This window comes from Methanosalsum natronophilum, from assembly GCF_024808815.1.
Lineage (GTDB): Archaea > Halobacteriota > Methanosarcinia > Methanosarcinales > Methanosarcinaceae > Methanosalsum > Methanosalsum natronophilum.
The window spans coordinates 149,571-169,484 of the sequence record NZ_JANUCS010000001.1 but is presented as its reverse complement, the minus strand read 5'-3'; the positions used below and the strand labels follow the sequence as shown (position 1 = coordinate 169,484).

20 protein-coding genes and 1 tRNA gene are annotated in these 19,914 nt (G+C 33.5%); 9 read left to right on the top strand and 12 right to left on the bottom strand.

The window, feature by feature from the left end:
* The first annotated feature begins 7 nt into the window (after positions 1 to 7).
* Entirely contained in the window at positions 8 to 1,276 is a 1,269-nt protein-coding gene (locus J2T59_RS00880; RefSeq protein ID WP_259133138.1) for a COG1361 family protein, read from the top strand.
* 72 nt (positions 1,277 to 1,348) lie between these two features.
* Positions 1,349 to 2,455 carry an FtsZ/tubulin family protein gene (locus J2T59_RS00875; RefSeq protein WP_259133137.1) on the top strand — a complete coding sequence of 369 codons (1,107 nt, stop codon included), beginning with the start codon at positions 1,349 to 1,351 and terminating at the stop codon, positions 2,453 to 2,455.
* Between the two features lie 421 nt (positions 2,456 to 2,876).
* Here the strand turns inward: J2T59_RS00875 and J2T59_RS00870 are convergent, their stop codons facing one another.
* Entirely contained in the window at positions 2,877 to 5,606 is a 2,730-nt protein-coding gene (locus J2T59_RS00870) for a UPF0182 family membrane protein (protein WP_259133136.1), read from the bottom strand.
* Positions 5,607 to 5,790: 184 nt separating this feature from the next.
* On the opposite strand from J2T59_RS00870, the gene J2T59_RS00865 reads away from it, so the two are divergent.
* Together J2T59_RS00865 and eno are read left to right on the top strand one after the other, a co-directional pair.
* Entirely contained in the window at positions 5,791 to 6,243 is a 453-nt protein-coding gene (locus J2T59_RS00865; RefSeq protein ID WP_259133135.1) for a PPC domain-containing DNA-binding protein, read from the top strand.
* Between the two features lie 245 nt (positions 6,244 to 6,488).
* Positions 6,489 to 7,778: a phosphopyruvate hydratase gene (eno, locus tag J2T59_RS00860; protein ID WP_259133134.1), complete on the top strand. Its 1,290-nt coding sequence runs from the start codon at positions 6,489 to 6,491 to the stop codon at positions 7,776 to 7,778.
* An 88-nt stretch (positions 7,779 to 7,866) separates the two neighbouring features.
* On the opposite strand, the gene J2T59_RS00855 is transcribed toward eno, so the two are convergent.
* On the bottom strand, positions 7,867 to 8,154 hold the full coding sequence (locus J2T59_RS00855) for a helix-turn-helix domain-containing protein (protein WP_259133133.1): 288 nt from the start codon (positions 8,152 to 8,154) through the stop codon (positions 7,867 to 7,869).
* Between the two features lie 145 nt (positions 8,155 to 8,299).
* On the opposite strand from J2T59_RS00855, the gene J2T59_RS00850 reads away from it, so the two are divergent.
* From J2T59_RS00850 to J2T59_RS00835, 4 genes are all read left to right on the top strand, one after another.
* A complete protein-coding gene (locus J2T59_RS00850) occupies positions 8,300 to 8,809 on the top strand; it encodes a response regulator transcription factor (RefSeq protein WP_259133132.1) in 510 nt (169 codons plus the stop codon).
* A gap of 48 nt (positions 8,810 to 8,857) precedes the next feature.
* Positions 8,858 to 10,624 (top strand): ATP-binding protein, encoded by a 1,767-nt coding sequence (locus J2T59_RS00845; protein WP_259133130.1) that lies wholly within the window; start codon positions 8,858 to 8,860, stop codon positions 10,622 to 10,624.
* A gap of 78 nt (positions 10,625 to 10,702) precedes the next feature.
* Complete coding sequence (locus J2T59_RS00840; RefSeq protein WP_259133129.1) at positions 10,703 to 11,326, top strand: YIP1 family protein; 624 nt, start codon at positions 10,703 to 10,705, stop codon at positions 11,324 to 11,326.
* Between the two features lie 95 nt (positions 11,327 to 11,421).
* A complete protein-coding gene (locus J2T59_RS00835; RefSeq protein ID WP_259133127.1) occupies positions 11,422 to 11,565 on the top strand; it encodes a hypothetical protein in 144 nt (47 codons plus the stop codon).
* Positions 11,566 to 11,571: 6 nt separating this feature from the next.
* Here the strand turns inward: J2T59_RS00835 and J2T59_RS00830 are convergent, their stop codons facing one another.
* From J2T59_RS00830 to priS, 10 genes are all read right to left on the bottom strand, one after another.
* Positions 11,572 to 12,081 carry a shikimate kinase gene (locus J2T59_RS00830; RefSeq protein WP_259133125.1) on the bottom strand — a complete coding sequence of 170 codons (510 nt, stop codon included), beginning with the start codon at positions 12,079 to 12,081 and terminating at the stop codon, positions 11,572 to 11,574.
* 176 nt (positions 12,082 to 12,257) lie between these two features.
* A tRNA-Ser gene (locus J2T59_RS00825) sits at positions 12,258 to 12,377 on the bottom strand.
* Between the two features lie 15 nt (positions 12,378 to 12,392).
* Positions 12,393 to 13,613, bottom strand: coding sequence for a TIGR00375 family protein (locus J2T59_RS00820; RefSeq protein WP_259133123.1), 1,221 nt, complete (start codon positions 13,611 to 13,613; stop codon positions 12,393 to 12,395).
* Between the two features lie 7 nt (positions 13,614 to 13,620).
* Positions 13,621 to 14,376, bottom strand: coding sequence for a proteasome assembly chaperone family protein (locus J2T59_RS00815; protein WP_259133122.1), 756 nt, complete (start codon positions 14,374 to 14,376; stop codon positions 13,621 to 13,623).
* Between the two features lie 2 nt (positions 14,377 to 14,378).
* Complete coding sequence (locus J2T59_RS00810; protein WP_259133121.1) at positions 14,379 to 14,543, bottom strand: RNA-protein complex protein Nop10; 165 nt, start codon at positions 14,541 to 14,543, stop codon at positions 14,379 to 14,381.
* Between the two features lie 6 nt (positions 14,544 to 14,549).
* A complete protein-coding gene (locus tag J2T59_RS00805; RefSeq protein ID WP_259133120.1) occupies positions 14,550 to 15,353 on the bottom strand; it encodes a translation initiation factor IF-2 subunit alpha in 804 nt (267 codons plus the stop codon).
* Positions 15,354 to 15,374: 21 nt separating this feature from the next.
* A complete protein-coding gene (locus J2T59_RS00800; protein WP_259133119.1) occupies positions 15,375 to 15,560 on the bottom strand; it encodes a 30S ribosomal protein S27e in 186 nt (61 codons plus the stop codon).
* The gene (locus J2T59_RS00795) at positions 15,557 to 15,835 is read right to left on the bottom strand and encodes a 50S ribosomal protein L44e (RefSeq protein ID WP_259133118.1); all 279 of its coding nucleotides are present in this window, start codon (positions 15,833 to 15,835) and stop codon (positions 15,557 to 15,559) included. Before J2T59_RS00795 ends, J2T59_RS00800 begins: the two co-directional genes overlap by 4 nt.
* A gap of 41 nt (positions 15,836 to 15,876) precedes the next feature.
* A complete protein-coding gene (locus tag J2T59_RS00790; RefSeq protein WP_259133117.1) occupies positions 15,877 to 16,605 on the bottom strand; it encodes a DNA replication complex subunit Gins51 in 729 nt (242 codons plus the stop codon).
* Entirely contained in the window at positions 16,595 to 17,758 is a 1,164-nt protein-coding gene (priS, locus tag J2T59_RS00785; protein ID WP_259133116.1) for a DNA primase catalytic subunit PriS, read from the bottom strand. Before priS ends, J2T59_RS00790 begins: the two co-directional genes overlap by 11 nt.
* A 161-nt stretch (positions 17,759 to 17,919) precedes the next feature.
* Between priS and rqcH the strand changes: the two genes are divergently transcribed.
* Positions 17,920 to 19,908, top strand: a complete 1,989-nt coding sequence (gene rqcH, locus J2T59_RS00780) for a ribosome rescue protein RqcH (protein ID WP_259133115.1) — start codon at positions 17,920 to 17,922, stop codon at positions 19,906 to 19,908.
* Positions 19,909 to 19,914 lie beyond the last annotated feature (6 nt).

Here is a 19,914-nt window from a genome sequence, read left to right as displayed (position 1 = left end):
GATATATATGATTTCAGGAAAAAAATTAATAGCGACAATATTTATTGCATTAATAATTTTGTTAATATTTAGTGGGACTGCTTTTGGATCTTTTAAAGTAGATGATCCAACACTTACACAAGGTGAATCATACCAAATTAACAGTTATTTAATTGAGGCTACACTAGTTTCAGAATCTTCAGGAACTGCAGATATTAGAATATATGAAATTGAAAGTGTAGATGACTTTAATGAGATTGAAAGGAAAATGTTAGATGTAAATGATACACTTACATTTGATTTTCAAGAAAACGGTGAAGTTGAAGTCAAATTAACGGGTCTAATTGGTAGAAGTACACTTGACCGTGCTGAACTTGCAATCTATTTATCAGGCTATTCCAGAAACGATATTCATATATCAGAGATTATAGATTATGGTGACGACCCTAAATTTGTTGGTTCTCCAGATATAAAAATCACAAAAGAAGCAGATGAAACGGTAGAGATAGGCGAACCATTTAGAGTAACTGTTAGAGCTGAAAACGTTGGTGATGGGAAAGCTGTAGATTTAGAGTTTACTGACAATCATGGTCAAGGCCTTTCAATAGAAGACACTATACTTGAAGATAAAGGTCCAATGTCGTTGGATGCTGGTGATTCAAAGACAATTCTAATATATGAACTCAAGGCTACACAACCAGGCGAAGTTGAACTTGGAACCACTACAGCAAGATATTATGACGAGGCTGGGAATAGGTTCGACTCGGAATCTGATGAACTGATATTAGACGTTGAAGGCACATTGCAAAAAGCCGATGTATCTATTTCTCATACAGTTGAGAGTAAAAACATTGAACGGAATTCTCGCCTTGATGGAACTATAAGCTTGAGAAATGATGGGAATACTGCTGCAAAAGGGTTACGTGTAGATATTGAACTACCACCAGGTGTTGAATTTGTTAGCGGTGATGATGAGATTGAGACAAGAGGTGGGAATCCCAGTATTTATATTGAGTCATTTAGTCAACGGCAACAGATAGATGTATCCTATACAGTAAGACCAACTGATATAGGGGAATATAATATAGGGGCTAATTTATCCTATGAATATGATGATGGGTTTAGTGACACACCTGAAGAGGTCAATAAAGAAGCCACAGTTGAAGGAATTACTGTAATTGAAGCATGGTATGACTTTTTATTAGAATATCCATTATATGTTTATGCAGTACCCTTGGTTATAATTGGTGGAATTGGTTTGTTTATCATTCATAGGCAAAAGCAATATAAGTTCTAAACTTAAAGGTACATAAACAAATATTGATATACTTTCCCTATATCATTATACTTTTATCGATGGAGGAATTTTTTGCTTAACGTTTTAGTTATAGGAAATGGCCAATGTGGAAACCGTATACTTGATGCAATTAATCGGGAAGCATTTGGCACTGGCAGTAAATATGCCAAAATATTTGGAAAACAAAAGTTCAAAAGTAATGTAGAGACTATTGCTGTGAACACTGCTATAAATGACTTAAAAGAAATGCAGTTCACGAAGGCAAAAGATAGGATACATATCCCACATCTTCATGGAGTAGGTGCTAATAGGAATCTTGGGAAGAAAGTATTTGAATCCAATAAAGAACATATAATGCGCAATATCGAAAAAAGAGGGCGATTTGATATTGCATTTGTTTTGACATCAGCATCTGGAGGTACAGGTTCCTCATTTAGCCCATTAATCATAAAGGAACTTAAAGACCGATATGATTTCCCTGTTTATTCAGTAGTAGTACTTCCATTTAGGGAAGAAGGAACCCTTTATTTACAGAATTCAGCCTTTTCATTGCGGGAAATAAGAGAGAGTGGTTCTGATGGTATAATTCTTGCAGACAATCAATTTTTAAAACAAATGGGTGGTGACGTTAAAACAGCCTATGATGGTATTAATACAATGATAGCTAAGCGCATGCTGTTCTTACTTGACTCACTCGATAGTGAGATGATGATGGTAACTGATCTAGGAGATTTCAAGACGGTAATGAGTGGTGGTGCGGGCCTTGCTACTATTGGATTTTACCAAGCAGACCAAGAAGTTCCGGTAATTAATGTAATTCAACGTGCACTATCATCACAGGGCCTACTTTTTTCTACAAATGTTTATGAAGAGGCTAGTAGAGCAATGATCATAATAAAAGGAGATAGAAAGTACTTAGATATTGATGAGATATCTCAAGAGGTAGAGAAACTTTCATCTTCAATAGGTCATGTGTTCAAAGGAATTGTTGTAAGAGATGGTGAATATCCCCAAGTTCTTGTTGTTTTAACATTAGAATCAGCTTCAGAATTAGAGCGGTTGTATTCAGCTGCTGTAGAAGCAATCAATATTGAACGGGAAAAGAAATCGCGGGTAGAATCTCAAAAAGATATGGATAAAGCTTTTTCCCAAATAGATGGATATGAACCATCTTATTGAGTACCTTACAATACCTTATAACCCTTATAGCAAATTAGTGTCCATTGGGGCTTTAATTTGCTATATTAGTATCCTTTTTTGATATAATCAGTAAATTTCAAATTGATTCTGAACTGTAACACTTCTTCTTGAAATCTCTATATTTCACATTTATATATTATTCATATATAAAATTGAGTCATAAACATGCTAAGGTAAGAATATATGTAATTTACCTCTGAATAAACTGATAACATCACATTTTTTATTTTATTTAAGCCAGATTTAAATACAACACAAAAACAGCTATAGAATCAAAGTTTGTATATTCTATAATACTTAAGAATAAGATACAAACGCCTTAAATCATAAAAATTTAAATTGAAAAAGAAAGAGAACCACGACCTTTAATTTAAATAAGACCGTGGTGGTTGTGCACACTTTAAACCATTTCAACATCTGTTTGTGGAATTAATTGAGAGATTTGTTCAAGTATGTCTCTAACATTATCCATTTCTTCTCCGTATCCACTCCAATCACCTTCACTAAGATGTTCTTGAGCACGATTATAATGTTCCATCGCTTGTTGTGCTAATTCCCTAGCATCCTGTGGTATAGGGACACCTTCTCCATCTTCATCAACTATTTCTTCTCCTAGGAGTACATTTATTGCAGTCTCTATATCAAGACCCATGTACAAATTCTCACCCGTTGAAACTATGATCCTTCTCAGTTCAGGAATTTCACCTTCATCTGCACTTATAAACACAGGTTCTACATACAGAACTGAATTTTCTAAAGGTACTACTAGCATATTTCCTCTTATCACACTGGACCCTTGCTGTCCCCATAATGTGAATAATTCTGATATTACGGGATCCTGGTCAATTCTAGCTTCAATCTGGTTTGGTCCATATATCAACCTATCTTTTGGAAATTCGTACTGAACAAGTTGACCATAATTAGGTTCGTCACATCGTGCAGCAATCCAAGCTATCATATTCTGTCGATTTCTTGGAGTAAATGGTTGCATCAAAATATATTCAAGTTCATTTTCTTCAGGTAGCCGAGTTATAATATAATACGGCTCCATTGGAACTGTAGTACCTCTATAATATTCTCTTGGAGCCTGCCAGGCATCTTCTCTATTATAAAAAGTTTCTACGTCTGTCATATGATATATTCGATACATATCCATTTGAACATTAAAGAATTCACTAGGATACCTTATGTGATCTTTTAGCCCTTCCGGCATATCTTCGTATGGTTTGAAGAGGTCAGGGAAGATCTTAGAGTATGTATCAATTAAAGGCTCTTCGTCCATTACATAATAGTCAACACTGCCCTCATATGCATCAACTACAACTTTCACAGAATTTCTGATATAATTGATATCTCCAGCACCAGTTCGATATCTTTGAGAGTAAGGATACTTTTCAGATATTGTATATGCATCTATGATCCACACAATCCTACCTTCATGTATCACTGGATATGGATCATTATCATATATCAAAAATGGTGCAATTTTAGATGCTCTATCTCTAATCTCATGATCGTAAATCACTCTACTATCATCATTAATATATTGGCTTAATACAAAGTTAACATCACCAAATCTTAACATATATGCTAGTCTTTTTGATATAGAATCTAGTTGAACACCACCAGTACCTGTATATTGATAGAACACGTTCCCTTCAGCCCGAGGGTAGTCTAGCTCTTCTCTATCTGTGTTAACTATCTTATAGTCACGTGTCAGTTCACCATAATATATTCTAGGGTTAGTTAATTCAAATTCGCCTCTTGGAGGTATGTCCTGAAGTGAGAGGACGGGTCTACCATCGTTTGTTTTAGCTGAAACGTCACTCATAACAGCCCCATACCCGTGAGTATATACAAGTCTTTCATTGACCCATGTTCGGGCTGAAGGATCAAGCTCTGTGATATCCATTTCTCTTACAGATATCATAAATTGCCTGTATTCGTCATCGATATGATATCTATCAGTATCCACATCATTGAATTCATAGTATGTTCTGATTTGTTGAGTTTGTCTATATGTGCTCATTAAGGCCCTAGGATCCCATACTCTCAGCGTGGAAATTATATCTTGATTATTTTCAACAGTTGAGTGAGATAATTCTGTATCATAATCAAAGGGTTTAATTTTGACATCAGAAATACCGAAACCTTGCCTGGTAAATTCTATATTATGTTCTAAATAAGGCTCTTCTAACTGCAGCTCGGTGGGCTCTACTACGAACTGTTGATAAGCTGAAGGTACAAAAGATGTTAATAAGATTAAAATTACAACAACTGTTAATCCAATCAATGGTATTTTGAGATTCGCTGATCTGACATTAGCTATAATAGCAGCAGCAACTACCGCACATAGAATTGCAGTTATTGTTAGTAAAGGTAATGTTACATTAACATCAGTATATCCTGCCCCAGCTACAACACCATTTTGGGTGAATAATATATCAAATCTATTTAGGTAAAAAGTGAATGCTACAATCAAAAGTAAGAAACCAAACAGTATTGATATGTGTGCTATTACCCCTGTAGGTATCTTGGAGATGCTTTCAGCGATATCACTTTTAGGAACCTGGAACTCGTTATCACTTTCAATAGAATATTGTGGAGCTAAAATATCCTCAAGTTTATATAAATAAATCAGTCCAACAAAGATTAAAACGAAAATTGTTAAAGAGAACAAAATATTCCTAATATATTCGAGAAGAGGTAGTTGGAACAAGTAAAAAGATATATCTTGATTGAATATAGGATCTTCTAATCCTGTAGGGACCATATTTAAAAACAATAGAATAGTTTCCCATTGTCCACTTAAGGATAATGCAAATACGAATGAAATCAGCAATGCACCTGGAATTATAAATCCATCAATATCTGTTCTTTTTTCATTATCAGTACCTAGGATATCTCTGATCTTCTTATTAGCAACGGATATGTTAGCGTATATAAAGCCAAATATTAGAATAAATCCTACTACGAATAGGAATATACGCCATGTAATTATTGTTGTGAAGACAGATAAATATCCTGTCATATCGAACCAGAGATATTCGGTATACAACCCAATAAGTGGTCCAATTCCAAAAATAATTGCTATTAATGCAATTAATATGTAACTTGGTTTTAAGTTCATTAGTTTACCACACTAGTAATGTTTTTTAATCAATAAGTATAATAATTAATTTTAATATAATCAGATAAAAGTACGTTTAAATCTTTTCCTTGTTAAGGAAATGTCACATAGCTTATTTTAATTTTTAGATTCTGGTAATTATGTTAATCAATAAAAAGATCATACCCTATTGGAGCAAAAAATAATGCAATATTATAAAACATCAATCAATAGAATTTTCACAGTACGTATGGATCATGGTGATAATCTCATTCATGAAATTGAAAAATTAGCAGTACAGGAACAGATCAGATCTGGCTTCATGATATTACTTGGTGCATCTGAAGATATTTCCCTTGTAACTGGGCCAAAAGCACCAATAATACCTCCACAAGTAAATGTAACAGACTTTAATGAGGTAGGTGAGATATTAGGAATAGGAAACATTTTCTTTGAAGACAATTCACCTAAGATCCATTTGCATGCAGCTATTGGTAACGGTGAAGATATCAAAGTGGGGTGTATTAGAGACAAAGCTCATACTTTTATGACAGTGGAAATTTTGATAATTGAACTTGATATAGGTGACATTCAAAGAATTAAAGATGAAACTAAAGGATTTTCACCAATCACGTTTCCTAGATCAGAAAATAGTTAATTATTAGTAGATATGTCTCCTATACATGAAATAGTTTAATTTTAGAATATTAATGAGTATGATATATATATTCTAAATACATAGATTAAGTAGAGATATTGTGACTCTGCCTTTTAGAAAGCAGATTTTATAAGATTCTACTTATATCTGATATCAATATAGAAACATGTAACAAAACTCATTTTTGTGAGTTTTAATTATGCTAAATCTCTTAAATACAACTAATTTTCAAGTGGTGGAATGTAATGTCCTATGTAGGTAAAGAAAATAAATATCGAATAGAAAAGGTCTATGCAAGAGAAATATTAGATTCAAGAGGTTATCCTACAATTGAAGTAGATGTTTATGCTGGTAGCGATAGCTCTTATTCTGGATTTGGTCGTGCTAGTGTTCCATCTGGGGCATCAACTGGTACTAATGAAGCCCTTGAACTACGTGATAATGATGAGAGGTATGGTGGAAAAGGCGTTTTAGATGCTATTAATAATATAAACACTCTTATTGAAACGGAATTAGTTGGAATGGATGTAAGAGATCAACGAGAGATAGATGAAATGATGATTGCAATGGACGGCACTGAAAATAAGATGAACTTGGGTGCTAATGCGATTTTAGGAGTATCTCTTGCAGTAGCAAAAGCAGCTTCCGATTCTCTAGATATGCCCTTATACAGGTATCTTGGTGGCTCTAATTCTTTTATGCTCCCAGTCCCTACAATGAATGTTCTCAATGGTGGTCAACATGCGGGTAATGATCTTGCAATCCAAGAATTCATGATCCAACCGAAAGGTGCTGAAAATTACGCAGAAGCATTAAGGATGGGTGCTGAAACATATCATGAACTTGAGAAGGTTTTAATTGAGAAATATGGACGTGCTTCTACTAATGTTGGATTTGAAGGTGGATTTGCACCACCAATTAGCTTAACTGTAGATGCTTTAGATGCTTTACTACAGGCTGTTGATAATGCAGGGTACTCTCAATCAGATATTACAATAGGACTTGATGCCGCAGCTTCAGAATTCTATGATGGCAGTCACTATCTTATAGATGGTAAAAAGATGAGTTCAGGGGAATTAACTGATTTTTACCTAGAGTTAATCAACACCTATCCAATAATTCTTATAGAAGACCCATTCTATGAAGAGGCATTTGAAGATTTTGCAACATTAACTTCTGAAGCTTGGGAAACATTGATTGTGGGTGACGATCTTTTTGTTACAAACGTTGATAGACTTTCAAGGGGCTTGGAACTGGGAGCAGCAAACTCATTACTGTTAAAGGTAAATCAAATAGGGACATTGTCGGAAGCTTTCGACGCTGCTTTGTTAGCTCAACGTAGTGGCTATAGTGTTGTTGTTAGTCATAGATCGGCTGAAACCGAAGATACTACGATTGCTGACATAGCAGTTGCACTTGGAGCCGAGTTGATAAAGACTGGTGCACCGGCTCGCAGTGAAAGAACAGCTAAATATAACCAACTATTAAGGATTGAAGAAGACCTAGGTGAAGCTGCTCAATATGTACAACTTTAACCTTTTTTAATCCTTTTAAATTAAAATGAATTATTTTTTATTATTCTCTCTAGATGTGGTGCTTTTAATGCCTCTAGAGAATTTGTTATTAGTTGTCTTTAGCAACTTCATTAAACTCTAAATAAAAATCAACAATTAGTCTAGTAAGTTCATTGTCCATGTTAAGTTTAAATGTTCTTATTTGTTTACCTAAGGGTCGCTCAATTACAATACCAGCTTCAACAAGGGGTTCTATCACTCTTGCGACACTTGAATGTGACAGCCCAGTCTCATGAGCAATTCCAGATAGATATGTTGCCTCTTCACGATGCTCTATCAAATTACGAAGAACTGTCATTTGAGCATTTTTACCAAATACTTGTTGTACCATATCCATTATATCGACAAATTGATATGTTTAATCAAATATAAACATTTCTTTCAAATAGAAAACTTCACTATTTGTAGTAAAGTTTATCTATTTAATACCTTAATTCCTTTAAGGTAAATAAAAACTTTCATACAATTAGATTGTGATTTTTATGGATAAAGAATTAGAAAATAAAATATTAAATATCATGGCGCAGAATCCTGATTCTACATCAATTTCTATCTCACAAGAGCTTGAAATACCCGATTCTCAAGTAAATCAGGTTCTAAATAAACTAAGCGATACAAGAGAAAAGATTTTGATAGTTGACGATGAGATGGATACACTGCTCACAACAAAAAGGGCTCTTGAAATTGATGGCTATAATGTTATAGAAGCAAATGATGGTAAAAAAGCACTTGAAATCATAAGAAAAGAGAATCCGGATATAATTCTATTAGACTTGATGCTACCTGAAATGGATGGATTTGATGTATGCAAAAAGGTTAAAACAGATCCATTATATGGACATATACCAATAATAATGCTGACAGCTAAAGGGGAGATTAAGGATAAAGTCGATGGCATTGAGATTGGTGCTGATGACTATGTAACAAAACCTTTTAATTTGAGTGAACTTAAAGCACGAATAAAGATGATATTGAGAAGAGTTAATGTTTGATGAAGTGTGGAAAATACTATTTTTAAGAGCATAGCTAGTTGTTGAGAAATGGATTCAAAGAAGACATCGTGGAACTACTTAATTATTGCAGTTTTAGCAATGCTCTTAATCGCTTCAATCATCTCTTATGGGATTGACACAAATCGTGAGGTGAAAGAAGTTGTTGAAGATCAATATAGGGAACGTCAACTCCTTTTATCTAAACATATATCATTAGGTTTGGAAAAATATTTGAGTGAAAAGATATTTTTGCTTGAGATTGTAGTTAACCACAAGGTAAAAGATAGTCATCCTAGCTCATTTGATTATAACTCATTTTCGTCTGACTTTGAGACTATATATGAATATTCTGATGATTACTATGCACTTCAATTTGTAGATGTAAATGGAACGATAGTGATAGGCTACCCTGAAAAAAATACACCAATTGGTTATAATTTATATGATTTTAATCAATCCTGGGCATTTGAACACGTTAAAGAATCAAAAGATACTTACATAACAGGCCCTAGAGAGTTACAGGAAGGTGGTATGGGCACATTTGTTTGGGTTCCTGTGTATGTGGATGATCAGTTTAAGGGAACTATTGTTGGTATTATTAAGATATATGATACAACTGAAAAATTTCTTAATGATCATGATATTGCTGGTGATATTTATTTGATAGATTCGAATGGAAATATTATTTATGATAGTATATATCGTGATAGAGTTGGATTAAATTACATTGAGATTGTAGATGATGATAATTTTGGTCTAAGAGATATACTTGAAGATCAATTAAAAGGGTTAGATGGTACTGGTATCTATATATCATATTTAGATCATGAGACTAATAAATATGAATCCAAGATAGTTTCATATTCTACTGTAAATTGGGGAAATCACAAATGGTCACTTGCAGTAAAAAACTCTTATGATGACGTTGATTCTTTGGTAGGTTCTGTATATGAGAAGCAGGCAGACTTTGTTGTATTTACGGGTTCTATTATACTTTTGATAGGGTTAATTGTAGTCTTAATTTTATCTAGATGGAACCATGAACTTGAAGCAGAAATAACAAAGAAAACAACAGCATTACAAAAATCTAATCAAGAATTAAAAGATGCGAATGAAAGGTTGACAAATTTAGATAAGGCAAAAACAGATTTTATCTCGATTGTCTCACATGAACTCAGGACACCTTTAGCTGCGATTAGAACATCCAGTGAATTATTAAAAGATAATGCTTGTCCATCACATATTCAAAATGAAATGCTTGAATTAATTATTCGAAATGTTGATCGACAAACCCGTATGGTTACTGATTTACTAGATGTATCTAGGCTTGATTCAGATGGAATGCGTTTCAAGAAAGAAAAAATCTCTATTAATGAGCTAATTGATTTATCCGTGAGTGAGGTGAGTTTACTAGCAAAAGATAAAGATATTAGTATAGATATAAATATTGACACAAATAAGAAAGAAATAGCATCTGATAAAGATAGACTTACACAAGTCTTTGTCAACCTATTAACAAATGCAATAAAATTTACACCTGTTAAAGGGCACATAGATATTCAGGTCATGTCTGTAAATGACACTTGTATTAAAGTAAATATCATTGATAATGGAATAGGTATCCCAAAAGATAAGATTGATACTATATTTGAGAAATTTTATCAAGTGGACCATACCTCAACTAGAAAAGTTGGTGGAACTGGGCTTGGGCTCTCCATTGCTCGTGGAATTATTGAAGGTCTTGGTGGTGAAATTTGGGTAGAAAGTGAAGAAAAGAAAGGGTCAAAATTCACATTTACAATCCCAACATCTTGATTTGATTTATTTATACTAATTAAATAACTGTTTTAATACGTGAATATATATTAATAATATATAATTTATGTAAATTATATGTTGAAAGTGCTCATAGATCCGAATACTTTCTTTTCTGAACTAAGTTCTGAAAAAATTGATATCAAATTATCTATTGGTATAATGCTAGTAGTTGCTTTTGGTGAAGTAATTACTACTTATGTTATATTCCAAAGGATTAAATCACTAGTTACAATTGACGAATCTTATATACTAGCCAATTTTGGGATATATATAGCTGGTGTTTTAATATTTATAATAGTGCTTTTCATCTGGATTATTATAAGTGCTCTTTTTTATTTACTTACCAAGGTTACTGAGAGCAAAGGTTCATTTAAAAGAATGCTTGAGTTCATATCTTATGGTTTCTTACCTCAGATACTTGTTGCAATGGTGACTCTTATAATTATGGTTCCAGCACTTTTGATATCTCAGATACATGTTGTAAGCAGAGAAGCCGTTGAACAGCAGCTTATTAGCAATATATCAATGACTGTTCTATTTTCTATAGAGCTTATTTTTTTGATATGGAGCTGTTACATATGGATTTTTGCTGTTAAACATGCTCGTATGATATCCACATTTAAATCTGTTTGTATTGTAGCTATCCCTGTGATGATATATGTTATTTACATTGCAATTAGGTTAAGCACTTATGTGTAAAGATAAAAAATGAAGCCCACAATCTTTATATATATGCTTGTAGATGATTAATTTGTCTCTTAACAGATAAAAGGTACAAGAGGTTTGAAATTACAATGGCAGAGTTGGTACAAAAACAAAAAACACTTAAAAATGAAGAGATTACAGATATTGACCTAAATAATGCAGAAAAAACAGAAACTAAAAACCAAGAAGGCTTCTATTCATCAGGTGGGCAAGCATTTATAAGGATAAGGTAATTTGTTTTAAATTGTAAGATTTATTTTTTCACTTATTTTTTTTATAATTTCTGATATATTTTCAGTACCATCGGTAGTTATTATGATATCTGCATGCTTTTTGTATAATTCATATCTCTGCTTGAAAATATCAGATACTGTATTATTTTGATTTAGTCCTACAAGTCCTCTATTTTCAGGTATTTTAATTCTTTCAATAATTGTCTGAAGAGGTGTATCAAGAAAGATTACAACAGTTTCTTTTTTTAATCTGTTCATTGCATCTTCTGAGTATATTATACTGCCACCAGTAGAAATGATACAATTTCCAGGCATTTTTAATTTTAGTACAGCTTGCTCTTCTATTTTAATAAATCCATCTTCACCAAAAGCTTTGATAATTTGGTTTAAACTCATATTTCGTTCTTTTACTATCACTTTATCGATATCAATTAATTTATAATTTAATTTCTTAGCGAGAACTTTACTAACGGTGCTTTTACCAGCTCCTGCCATTCCGATTAATGTAATTCTCATAAACTAAGTAATGATTTCAAAGTAAATTAGTTTTCCTTAAAAATGAAACTATTTTTTCAACTCAAATCATAAAATTATAGCAGAATAATGTGAAGGTGTTAAAAAATAATTTTTATAGAAATCTTAATTAAAATGGATTATATGGTTGTGTGATTTCATGAAAGAATAATTTTATACGCCGGGATTGGGATTCGAACCCAAGCACCCCGTAAGGGGAAACAGGTCTCGAGCCTGCCGCGTTTAGACTCCGCGACATTTTTATTTGCCGTTGGAATAGTCCGCTCTGCCATCCCGGCACATTGCATATTATTTTAATAATCTAATAAATTAGCCTGTCCTTTGGTTTGAACCTTTTCAAATTTCTTATCCGAAGGTGCAGGTAATTCCAGCCAACCGTACTTTCCACCGCCACCTGGATGTATTATAAGTTCACGTTTCCTAAAAGATTCAATTGCATTAACTATTTTTTGATCTACTATGTTTAATTCCTCTATATCAGCATTTATAAGAATGTTCACTTCACTCCCAAATTTATTGATCAATTTGTTCCATGCATTTGTAACACCCTTAGTACTGATACTTGAATGTTGTAATCCCATCATTATTATTTCCGATAAAGGTATAAGATGCATATATTCTGGTCTATGTTCAGGATGTGAGGTTAAATCTAGGTCAGCTAACTCGCTTATTCTATCAGATACCCCTTTTTTAATCAGCCCATTATCTTCAGGACATCTCCATCCATGTGACTTTGCCGAACTTAGATTATATTGTTTAAAACAGCGTGTACATGCAGTTTGGTTATATTTTCCTTCTTCCGGATAAAAACCAACATTCAACTTTGCACCATATCCTCTTTTTCTAAGTATTGCTGATTTAACTCCATCAAAAGATTCTTCAGGGACATTGAAAGAAGTGAATTCACGGGCTAATTTATTAGTCCATGGTGAATGTGCATCAGAGTTTGTTAGGTATGTTAAGTCATGCAATTCCTTGATTTGATCAGCATAATTGGTGTCAGCACTTAAACCAAGCTCTAAGAAAGAGATATAACTGGTCATATCCTTATAACAACTCATGAGTGAATCGTGTGCTGCATAAATTGCAGTCCATGGAGTAAATGCATGTGATGGTCCAATTAAAGCTTCAATGTTTTTTGCAATCTCTGCAATTTCGCAACCATCTAACTTTACAGTAGGTCTACCATCAGCTTCAAGGTTCCCATATTTACTAATAGTTTCTATAAGTTCTTCAGCTTTTGATATAGTTGGTATTAACAGGAGATGATGTACACGATTAATATCTTCGATTTCAGTAGTTAGTACAAAACTAGTATCACCTATTTTGATAGTAGAATCATCGGTTGAATGTTCTTTGATTTCTTTTAACCAAAATGGGTGAGTACAGTCACCTGTACCAACTAAATTTATACCTTTTTTTGCAGCTTCTTCTCCAATTGTAGTTAAGTCCATTTTTTTGGAGGTTGCCATGGAGTATTTTGAATGAATATGGAGATCTGCATTAATAATCATTAGATCATTATCCAATATATGTTAAATCATCCTCTTGCATTACCTTTTGTTGCTCTTTTTCCATTAGCTTGGCAACAATTTTTTCCATCTCTTTTGCTCTCTCTTCAAGAGGTCCTAAATCGACTTCAAAATTGAAAAGTGCACTCAGAATCTTAAGTAATGATTGTGAACTTTTAGGATCTACTATATATCCAGAAGTTTTTCCCATTAGGCACGCAGCATCAATATTTCTAAAATGACTTAATCCCAATATCAAACCGGAAGCGCCGACAATCCCTCCACCGGGTTCACCCTTCTTGAAAACCACACCTGACTCTTTCAGTTCATCTACCATTGAGGAGTTGTTTACCGCACATATAACCTCGTCTTTGTAGTTAAGCTGCCCTGTTGGAAATCCTCCCAACGTATATATCTGATTCACTTGCATACTTTCGGCTATATCTAAATATATCCCACAAAGTTCATAATGTCCATCAGTGCTCGAACTTTGGTGGTCACCTACAAGTATTAAAATGTCCCTATCTTCTAGTTTACATAAATGAATCTCATTATTTACTAGACGAATGGTATTATCATCATTTACGATAACTTGTGGAGGAAAATGTGGAGAATATATTTCAATTATCTTTTCAGATTCAAGTTCTTCTATAAGATGTTCTGCCACTAATTTACCTACATGACCAACCCCAGGAAGACCAACTATTAAAATTGGATTTTTAAGTTCAATATCTTCTTTAAGTCTTATAACTTCAGTTTCGTACATCCTCATTCTACTCCTTTATACTTCCCCTTTCTTCTATACTTTCCATAAGGGTCTTTTGGTGAAAACTTAGAAGGGCCAGGATTCTTGGTTTTTAAACCACATTTAGGACAATTATTATCTAAGGTGTATATTTTGCACTCAAAACATCTACGAATCTTATTACCCACAAATAATCACACTTTAGCTGCCGTATCTATATGTCTGTGGAATTGACCCTTACCACCTAATTCATGTATATGATCCACTGCAGCATTAGATGCTCTCTTTAGAACAGTCTCAGCTATTTTATAATCGGGCGCTATTACTTTAATTCTATATCTTGGAGCTCCCGTATAGCTTATGTCCAGCCTGACACCTTCTTCTTCAACTTCTGATGCTGCTCTAAGGGAATCTTTAATGATTTCAATTCCATTAGGTAAGGAGCTTGTTAGGTCTACATATCCAGTTATGTTAACAAATGGTAATTTTATGTTTTCTGTTGCAATTTTAACAATACTTTCCTGCAATTCTTCACCTATTTTTAAGTCCTTGAAAGCATTGGAACCGTTAATTGCAGCTTCTTCAAAAGCAGAATATGCACTACCAAATTGGTCATAGAACTGATTTTGGACGTCAACAATGGCTTTTTCATTAGTTTTTGTTTCTTCTGCAGCGAACTGTAACCATTTTGTAGCTTTTTGTTCATTTTTCCATTCTTGAATTTTTTCTCGTCTTTGGTGTTCATTTACGTCTTTTAAAGACATGTCAATATGACGTCTTGAAGGGTCTACATTTAAAACTTTACAAACTATTTTTTGCCCTTCTCTTACATGATCTCGTACGTACTTTACCCATCCCGCTTTAATTTCGGATATGTGAATGAAACCTTCTTTGTCTTCATATTCTTCTAAGGTCGTATATGCACCAAAGTCGGTAACATTTTTCACAGTACATACTACTAGTTCACCAACTTCTGGCCATCTGCTTTGGTCTTCCATCCATTATCACTTCATATGTATTTATTCCAAAACTTCTAGTATATGTGTTGTTATTGTAGACTTACCGCCAGTAGGTTCTGCAAGTGTTCTTCCACATACAAGGCATGTTATTTTTCTACTTGCACTACCAAATATTACTTGTTCATTCTCACAATCGTTGCATTTTACTCTTAAAAATCGACTTTTAGGGGTATCCATTATACTCATTCCTTGAATTCAAACTTTTTAGCTCTAAAGCATGGTTTCTGATGTGCCTTATTACATTCAAGACACTTATACTTTAGTGCAATTCTCTTGGTTGGCTTTTCTCCGGAAGGCACTTTAGAGAATTTTCCACTGTTGCCTATACCTGTTTGGCGATTTTTTTGTCTTGTAATTCTTGTAAGAGTCGATGCTCTACCTTTCTTGACCCTCTCTGCCATGTGTTCTGTATGTTTTTTGCAGAATGGGCAATGTGTTTTAAATCTTTTTGGGATTTTCATTAAATACACCTATTTTTTGTTTATCGATTATTTGTTAGTTACTATTTAGGAATTGATATGGCAGCTCCCCTTTTAATTAATGCTTTTGCATTCAATGAAGGTAGGCTTGCTATGTCTTCAGTTTTTAATTGATAAGTTCTGTTATCCATAGCTAGAAATTCTGGTATATCTTTCAGTATTCGGACAACATCGTATTCTTTATTTATATTACTTTTGCTTATTTCAGTTTCAATTTTTTTTTCTGAAGTATTATCCTTATCAATTATATGTTCTTTTTTAGCTATATCTTCTTCTGAACTTAAGTTTGCCTCTTTAGCAGAACTATGAGCATGGCTGCTTTCTTGTTCCTTTATAATTTCAGTCGAATTTATTGACTGACTTTCACTTATTTTTGGATCTAAAATAGGCTCTAATAATTTAGTACGCGCCTTGTTTATTGCCTTAAGTGTTGAATTGTAGACATCTTGTTCTTCTTTTAGTAATTTGTCAAGGTCATGTTCTGTTGTTGTGTTTGAAAAGGCATGAGATGTTGCTCTAGTAGTTATTTTTCTGATTCTTCTGATAAAGATATTTTCAATATCTGCAATTGCACTCTGTAGCTCATCCTCTAGCATTTTAGCTTCAACTGATCTCGGATTATTTACATCCTTGATTTCATCTTCTAAGTTTCTCACATAAGCAGCTGCATTGGTGTAGAAGTCAGACGGAAGAGGTTGTAATGCTGCATTTCTTTCTTCTCGAAACTTTTGTTTTAGATCGTCACGATTCATGTTCAGCAACTCCTCTACACATTAAATATATAGCAGCAAATTCAGGTATTTCTTGGATACCCACATCAAGGTCAAATTTCATGCCATTTAATTCAAATTTTTGTTCCGTCTGTATATTTATTAAAGTTGGTGTTTCATTGAAAACAATTGCATCAACTAGAGGATTGAAATCTTTCAGCTGCGAGTAAGTTAAAGGTATTACTTTCAGACCAGAACCTCCATGTAATGACCCAGGAAGTCTAATTAAGCGTTTAATATCAGCAGTCACGGGCTCATCTATGTTAAGTCTTATCTTTTCAATACCTTGTTCAGCTATACTCAATATTAAGTTTTTATCTATATTAAACAAGCTATTGAAATTACCTTCTTTTATTTTATTAAGCTCTTTTTTATCTTTACACAGGTCTATTATCATTGATGCTTTTCTTTCCCCTATTCCCTTATGACTTGTTAGAACTTCAAGTGCGTTGCTGCTATCAAGACTATCTTGTAAGTATGAGATAATATAGGCGTTTAATCGCTTTCTCCACCCACTATTTATATTTAGATCCAAATCGTCCCCATCTTTTTGCAGTTCAGGTACAAATCTTTTATGGTGAAACAAATGACTTAAGTTTAAACCCTTTGCACTAAGGTAGTCAATAACTTCTCTTCTTTGATTACTATCAAGGTCTTTAATATTATCCTCTGTGATGTGGATATGATAACCGCGCCCGCCTGAAAATATTATTTGAATATCATCTTCAGAAAAACCAAAGTCTTTGGTAAGGAAATCATATAACCTTAAAGTTTCTACTTTTACATTATCTAACATTTCAGAATAATTATTTGGTGCATTTGGAAGATGGTCTGCATCTAGGTCGAAGATTAAGTCTGAACCGCTCCATCCCTTATCTGACATGTTAGCAGCTGAAGGATATTTATAATAAGCTACTGAGTAATAACAATGAGCCGGAATCATACTAGTAAGATATTCATGAAGTTCTCCTTCACTCCCAAATGATTTATGTCTTCTCATGAAAGCGTTGAAAGCCTCATCTAAAAGTATGAATCCCCATTCTCTATCTTTGAAATCGTGTGGTAAATACAACGGAAAGTTGTTGTAATAGCTTTTAAATTTCTTTTTGATATAGCTTCTTGTTCTACTATCCATGCCTTATCGATTCCTGTTAAATGAGAATATGGTTTACTAAGTTATCAATGTTGTACTGTTTTTTTAAGCCTTTATATATTTGTATTTACCAGGATATTCTGTTAGGTTTATTGGAATTGATGGACAAACCTAATATAGTCTACTGTCCGATTATATAGACTATGAAAAATGAAATGTCTAGTGTTGATGTCTCTGCTATAGTATTTGAGTGGAACCATGGACCTAAAAGCTTGTTAGAAGCTAAGGTTGGGAAAATATATCAGCCAACACCAGATTCAATACGAATTAGCATTTTCATTCCAGAAGTTGGCCGCGATAATCTGATGCTAGAGGCCGGAAAAAGAGCACATATCAGTAAGTATTTACCATCAAATCCAAAAGTAGCTCAATCATTTCCCATGTTGCTGCGAAAACATCTAATGGGTGGAAAAATTGTAGGTATCAATCAACATGACTTTGATAGGATTATTGAACTGAATATAGTACGTGGTGGAGTAAAAACGGTTTTGGTTATTGAACTATTTGCTAAGGGAAATATTGTTCTACTTGATGAAAAGCGAAAAATAATACTCCCAATGAAACCTGTTACTTTTAAAGGAAGAAAGATACGTAGTGGTGAAATCTACGAGTATCCCCAATCTAAAGCAAACCCTTTAAATGTAACAATATCGACCTTGAAAGAACTGTTCATTACATCAAACAGTGATGTTGTACGTACAGTTGCTACAAAAATGAATTTAGGGGGTATTTTAGCAGAAGAGGTATGTTTAGTAGCTAACATCGACAAATCTCGTGTAGCAACAGAAATTTCAGAAGAAGAAGTAGAACAAGTACACAGCTCATTGATGTCTGTATTATCTCCGTTAAATGAAGGATTACTTAAACCTAATATAGTTTTAAAGAATGAAAATAATGACGTAAAACCTATTGATGTAACTCCTTTTGAGCTTTTATATTTTAAGGACTTTGAGAAGAAATATTTTGAGTCTTTTAATCTTGCATTGGACGAATTCTTTGGCAAATCAGCGTTGACAGTTATTAATGGTAGTACTGATACTGTAAAAAAAGAAAAGCTGGGACTGTTTGAACGAAGGTTAAAACAACAACAGGATGCAATTAAGAAGTTTGAAGAACAAACAGATAAATATATTCAAGCGGCTGAGAAAATCTATTCTAACTACCAAATCATTGAAGAAATTATGAACGTTCTATATTCAGCAAGAGAGAATGGATATTCTTGGGATGAGATAAAAAGAACCATCAAAGAGTCGAAGAATAAAATTAAAGCTGCTAACAGGATAACTAATATTAATCCTAGTAAAGGAATCATAACTCTTGATTTAGATGGTACTAATATAGAACTTGATATTAATCGTTCTATTCCTCAAAATGCTGAAAAATATTACAAACATGCTAAAAAAGTAACTCGGAAAAAGGATGGAGCACTTAAAGCTATAGAGGATACTAAAAAAGCAATGAAGAAAAAAGAAAAAAATGTACCTACCAAAAAAAGAATAAAGCGTAAAGAGGCTTGGTATGAGCGCTTTAGATGGTTTATATCTTCAGACGGTTTTTTAATAATAGGCGGTAGAGATGCTGATACTAACGAAGAAATAGTGAAGAAATATATGGAAAAAAGGGACTTCTTTTTACATACACAGGCACCTGGTGCTCCAGTAGTCATTATAAAAACGGAGGGGAGTGATGTCCCTGAAAAGACAATTTATGAAGCTGCAGAGTTTGTTGTATCTTATTCCAATCTGTGGAAGTTAGGTTATTTTGAAGGTGATTGTTACTTGGTTAAGCCTGAACAGGTTTCAAAGACACCAGAATCAGGTGAATACGTGAAAAAAGGTTCATTTATCATTAGGGGTACTAGGAGCTATTATAAAAATGTCCCAATTAATGCTGCAATAGGTATCGATAAAAAGGTACCACGGGTTATAGGAGGTCCAATCACAGCAATAAATAACCACGGTACAAATATAGTCAAATTAAGTCCTGGAAAGTTTAACCAAAACGATATAGCAAAAAAAATCTACAGATTATGGATAGACTCTGGTTCAGATACATCTTTTATTAGGGGAATTGCATCTCCAGACAAGATTGCGAAGATGTTACCTCCAGGTGGATCAGAGATTGTTGGCTAGAAAGGT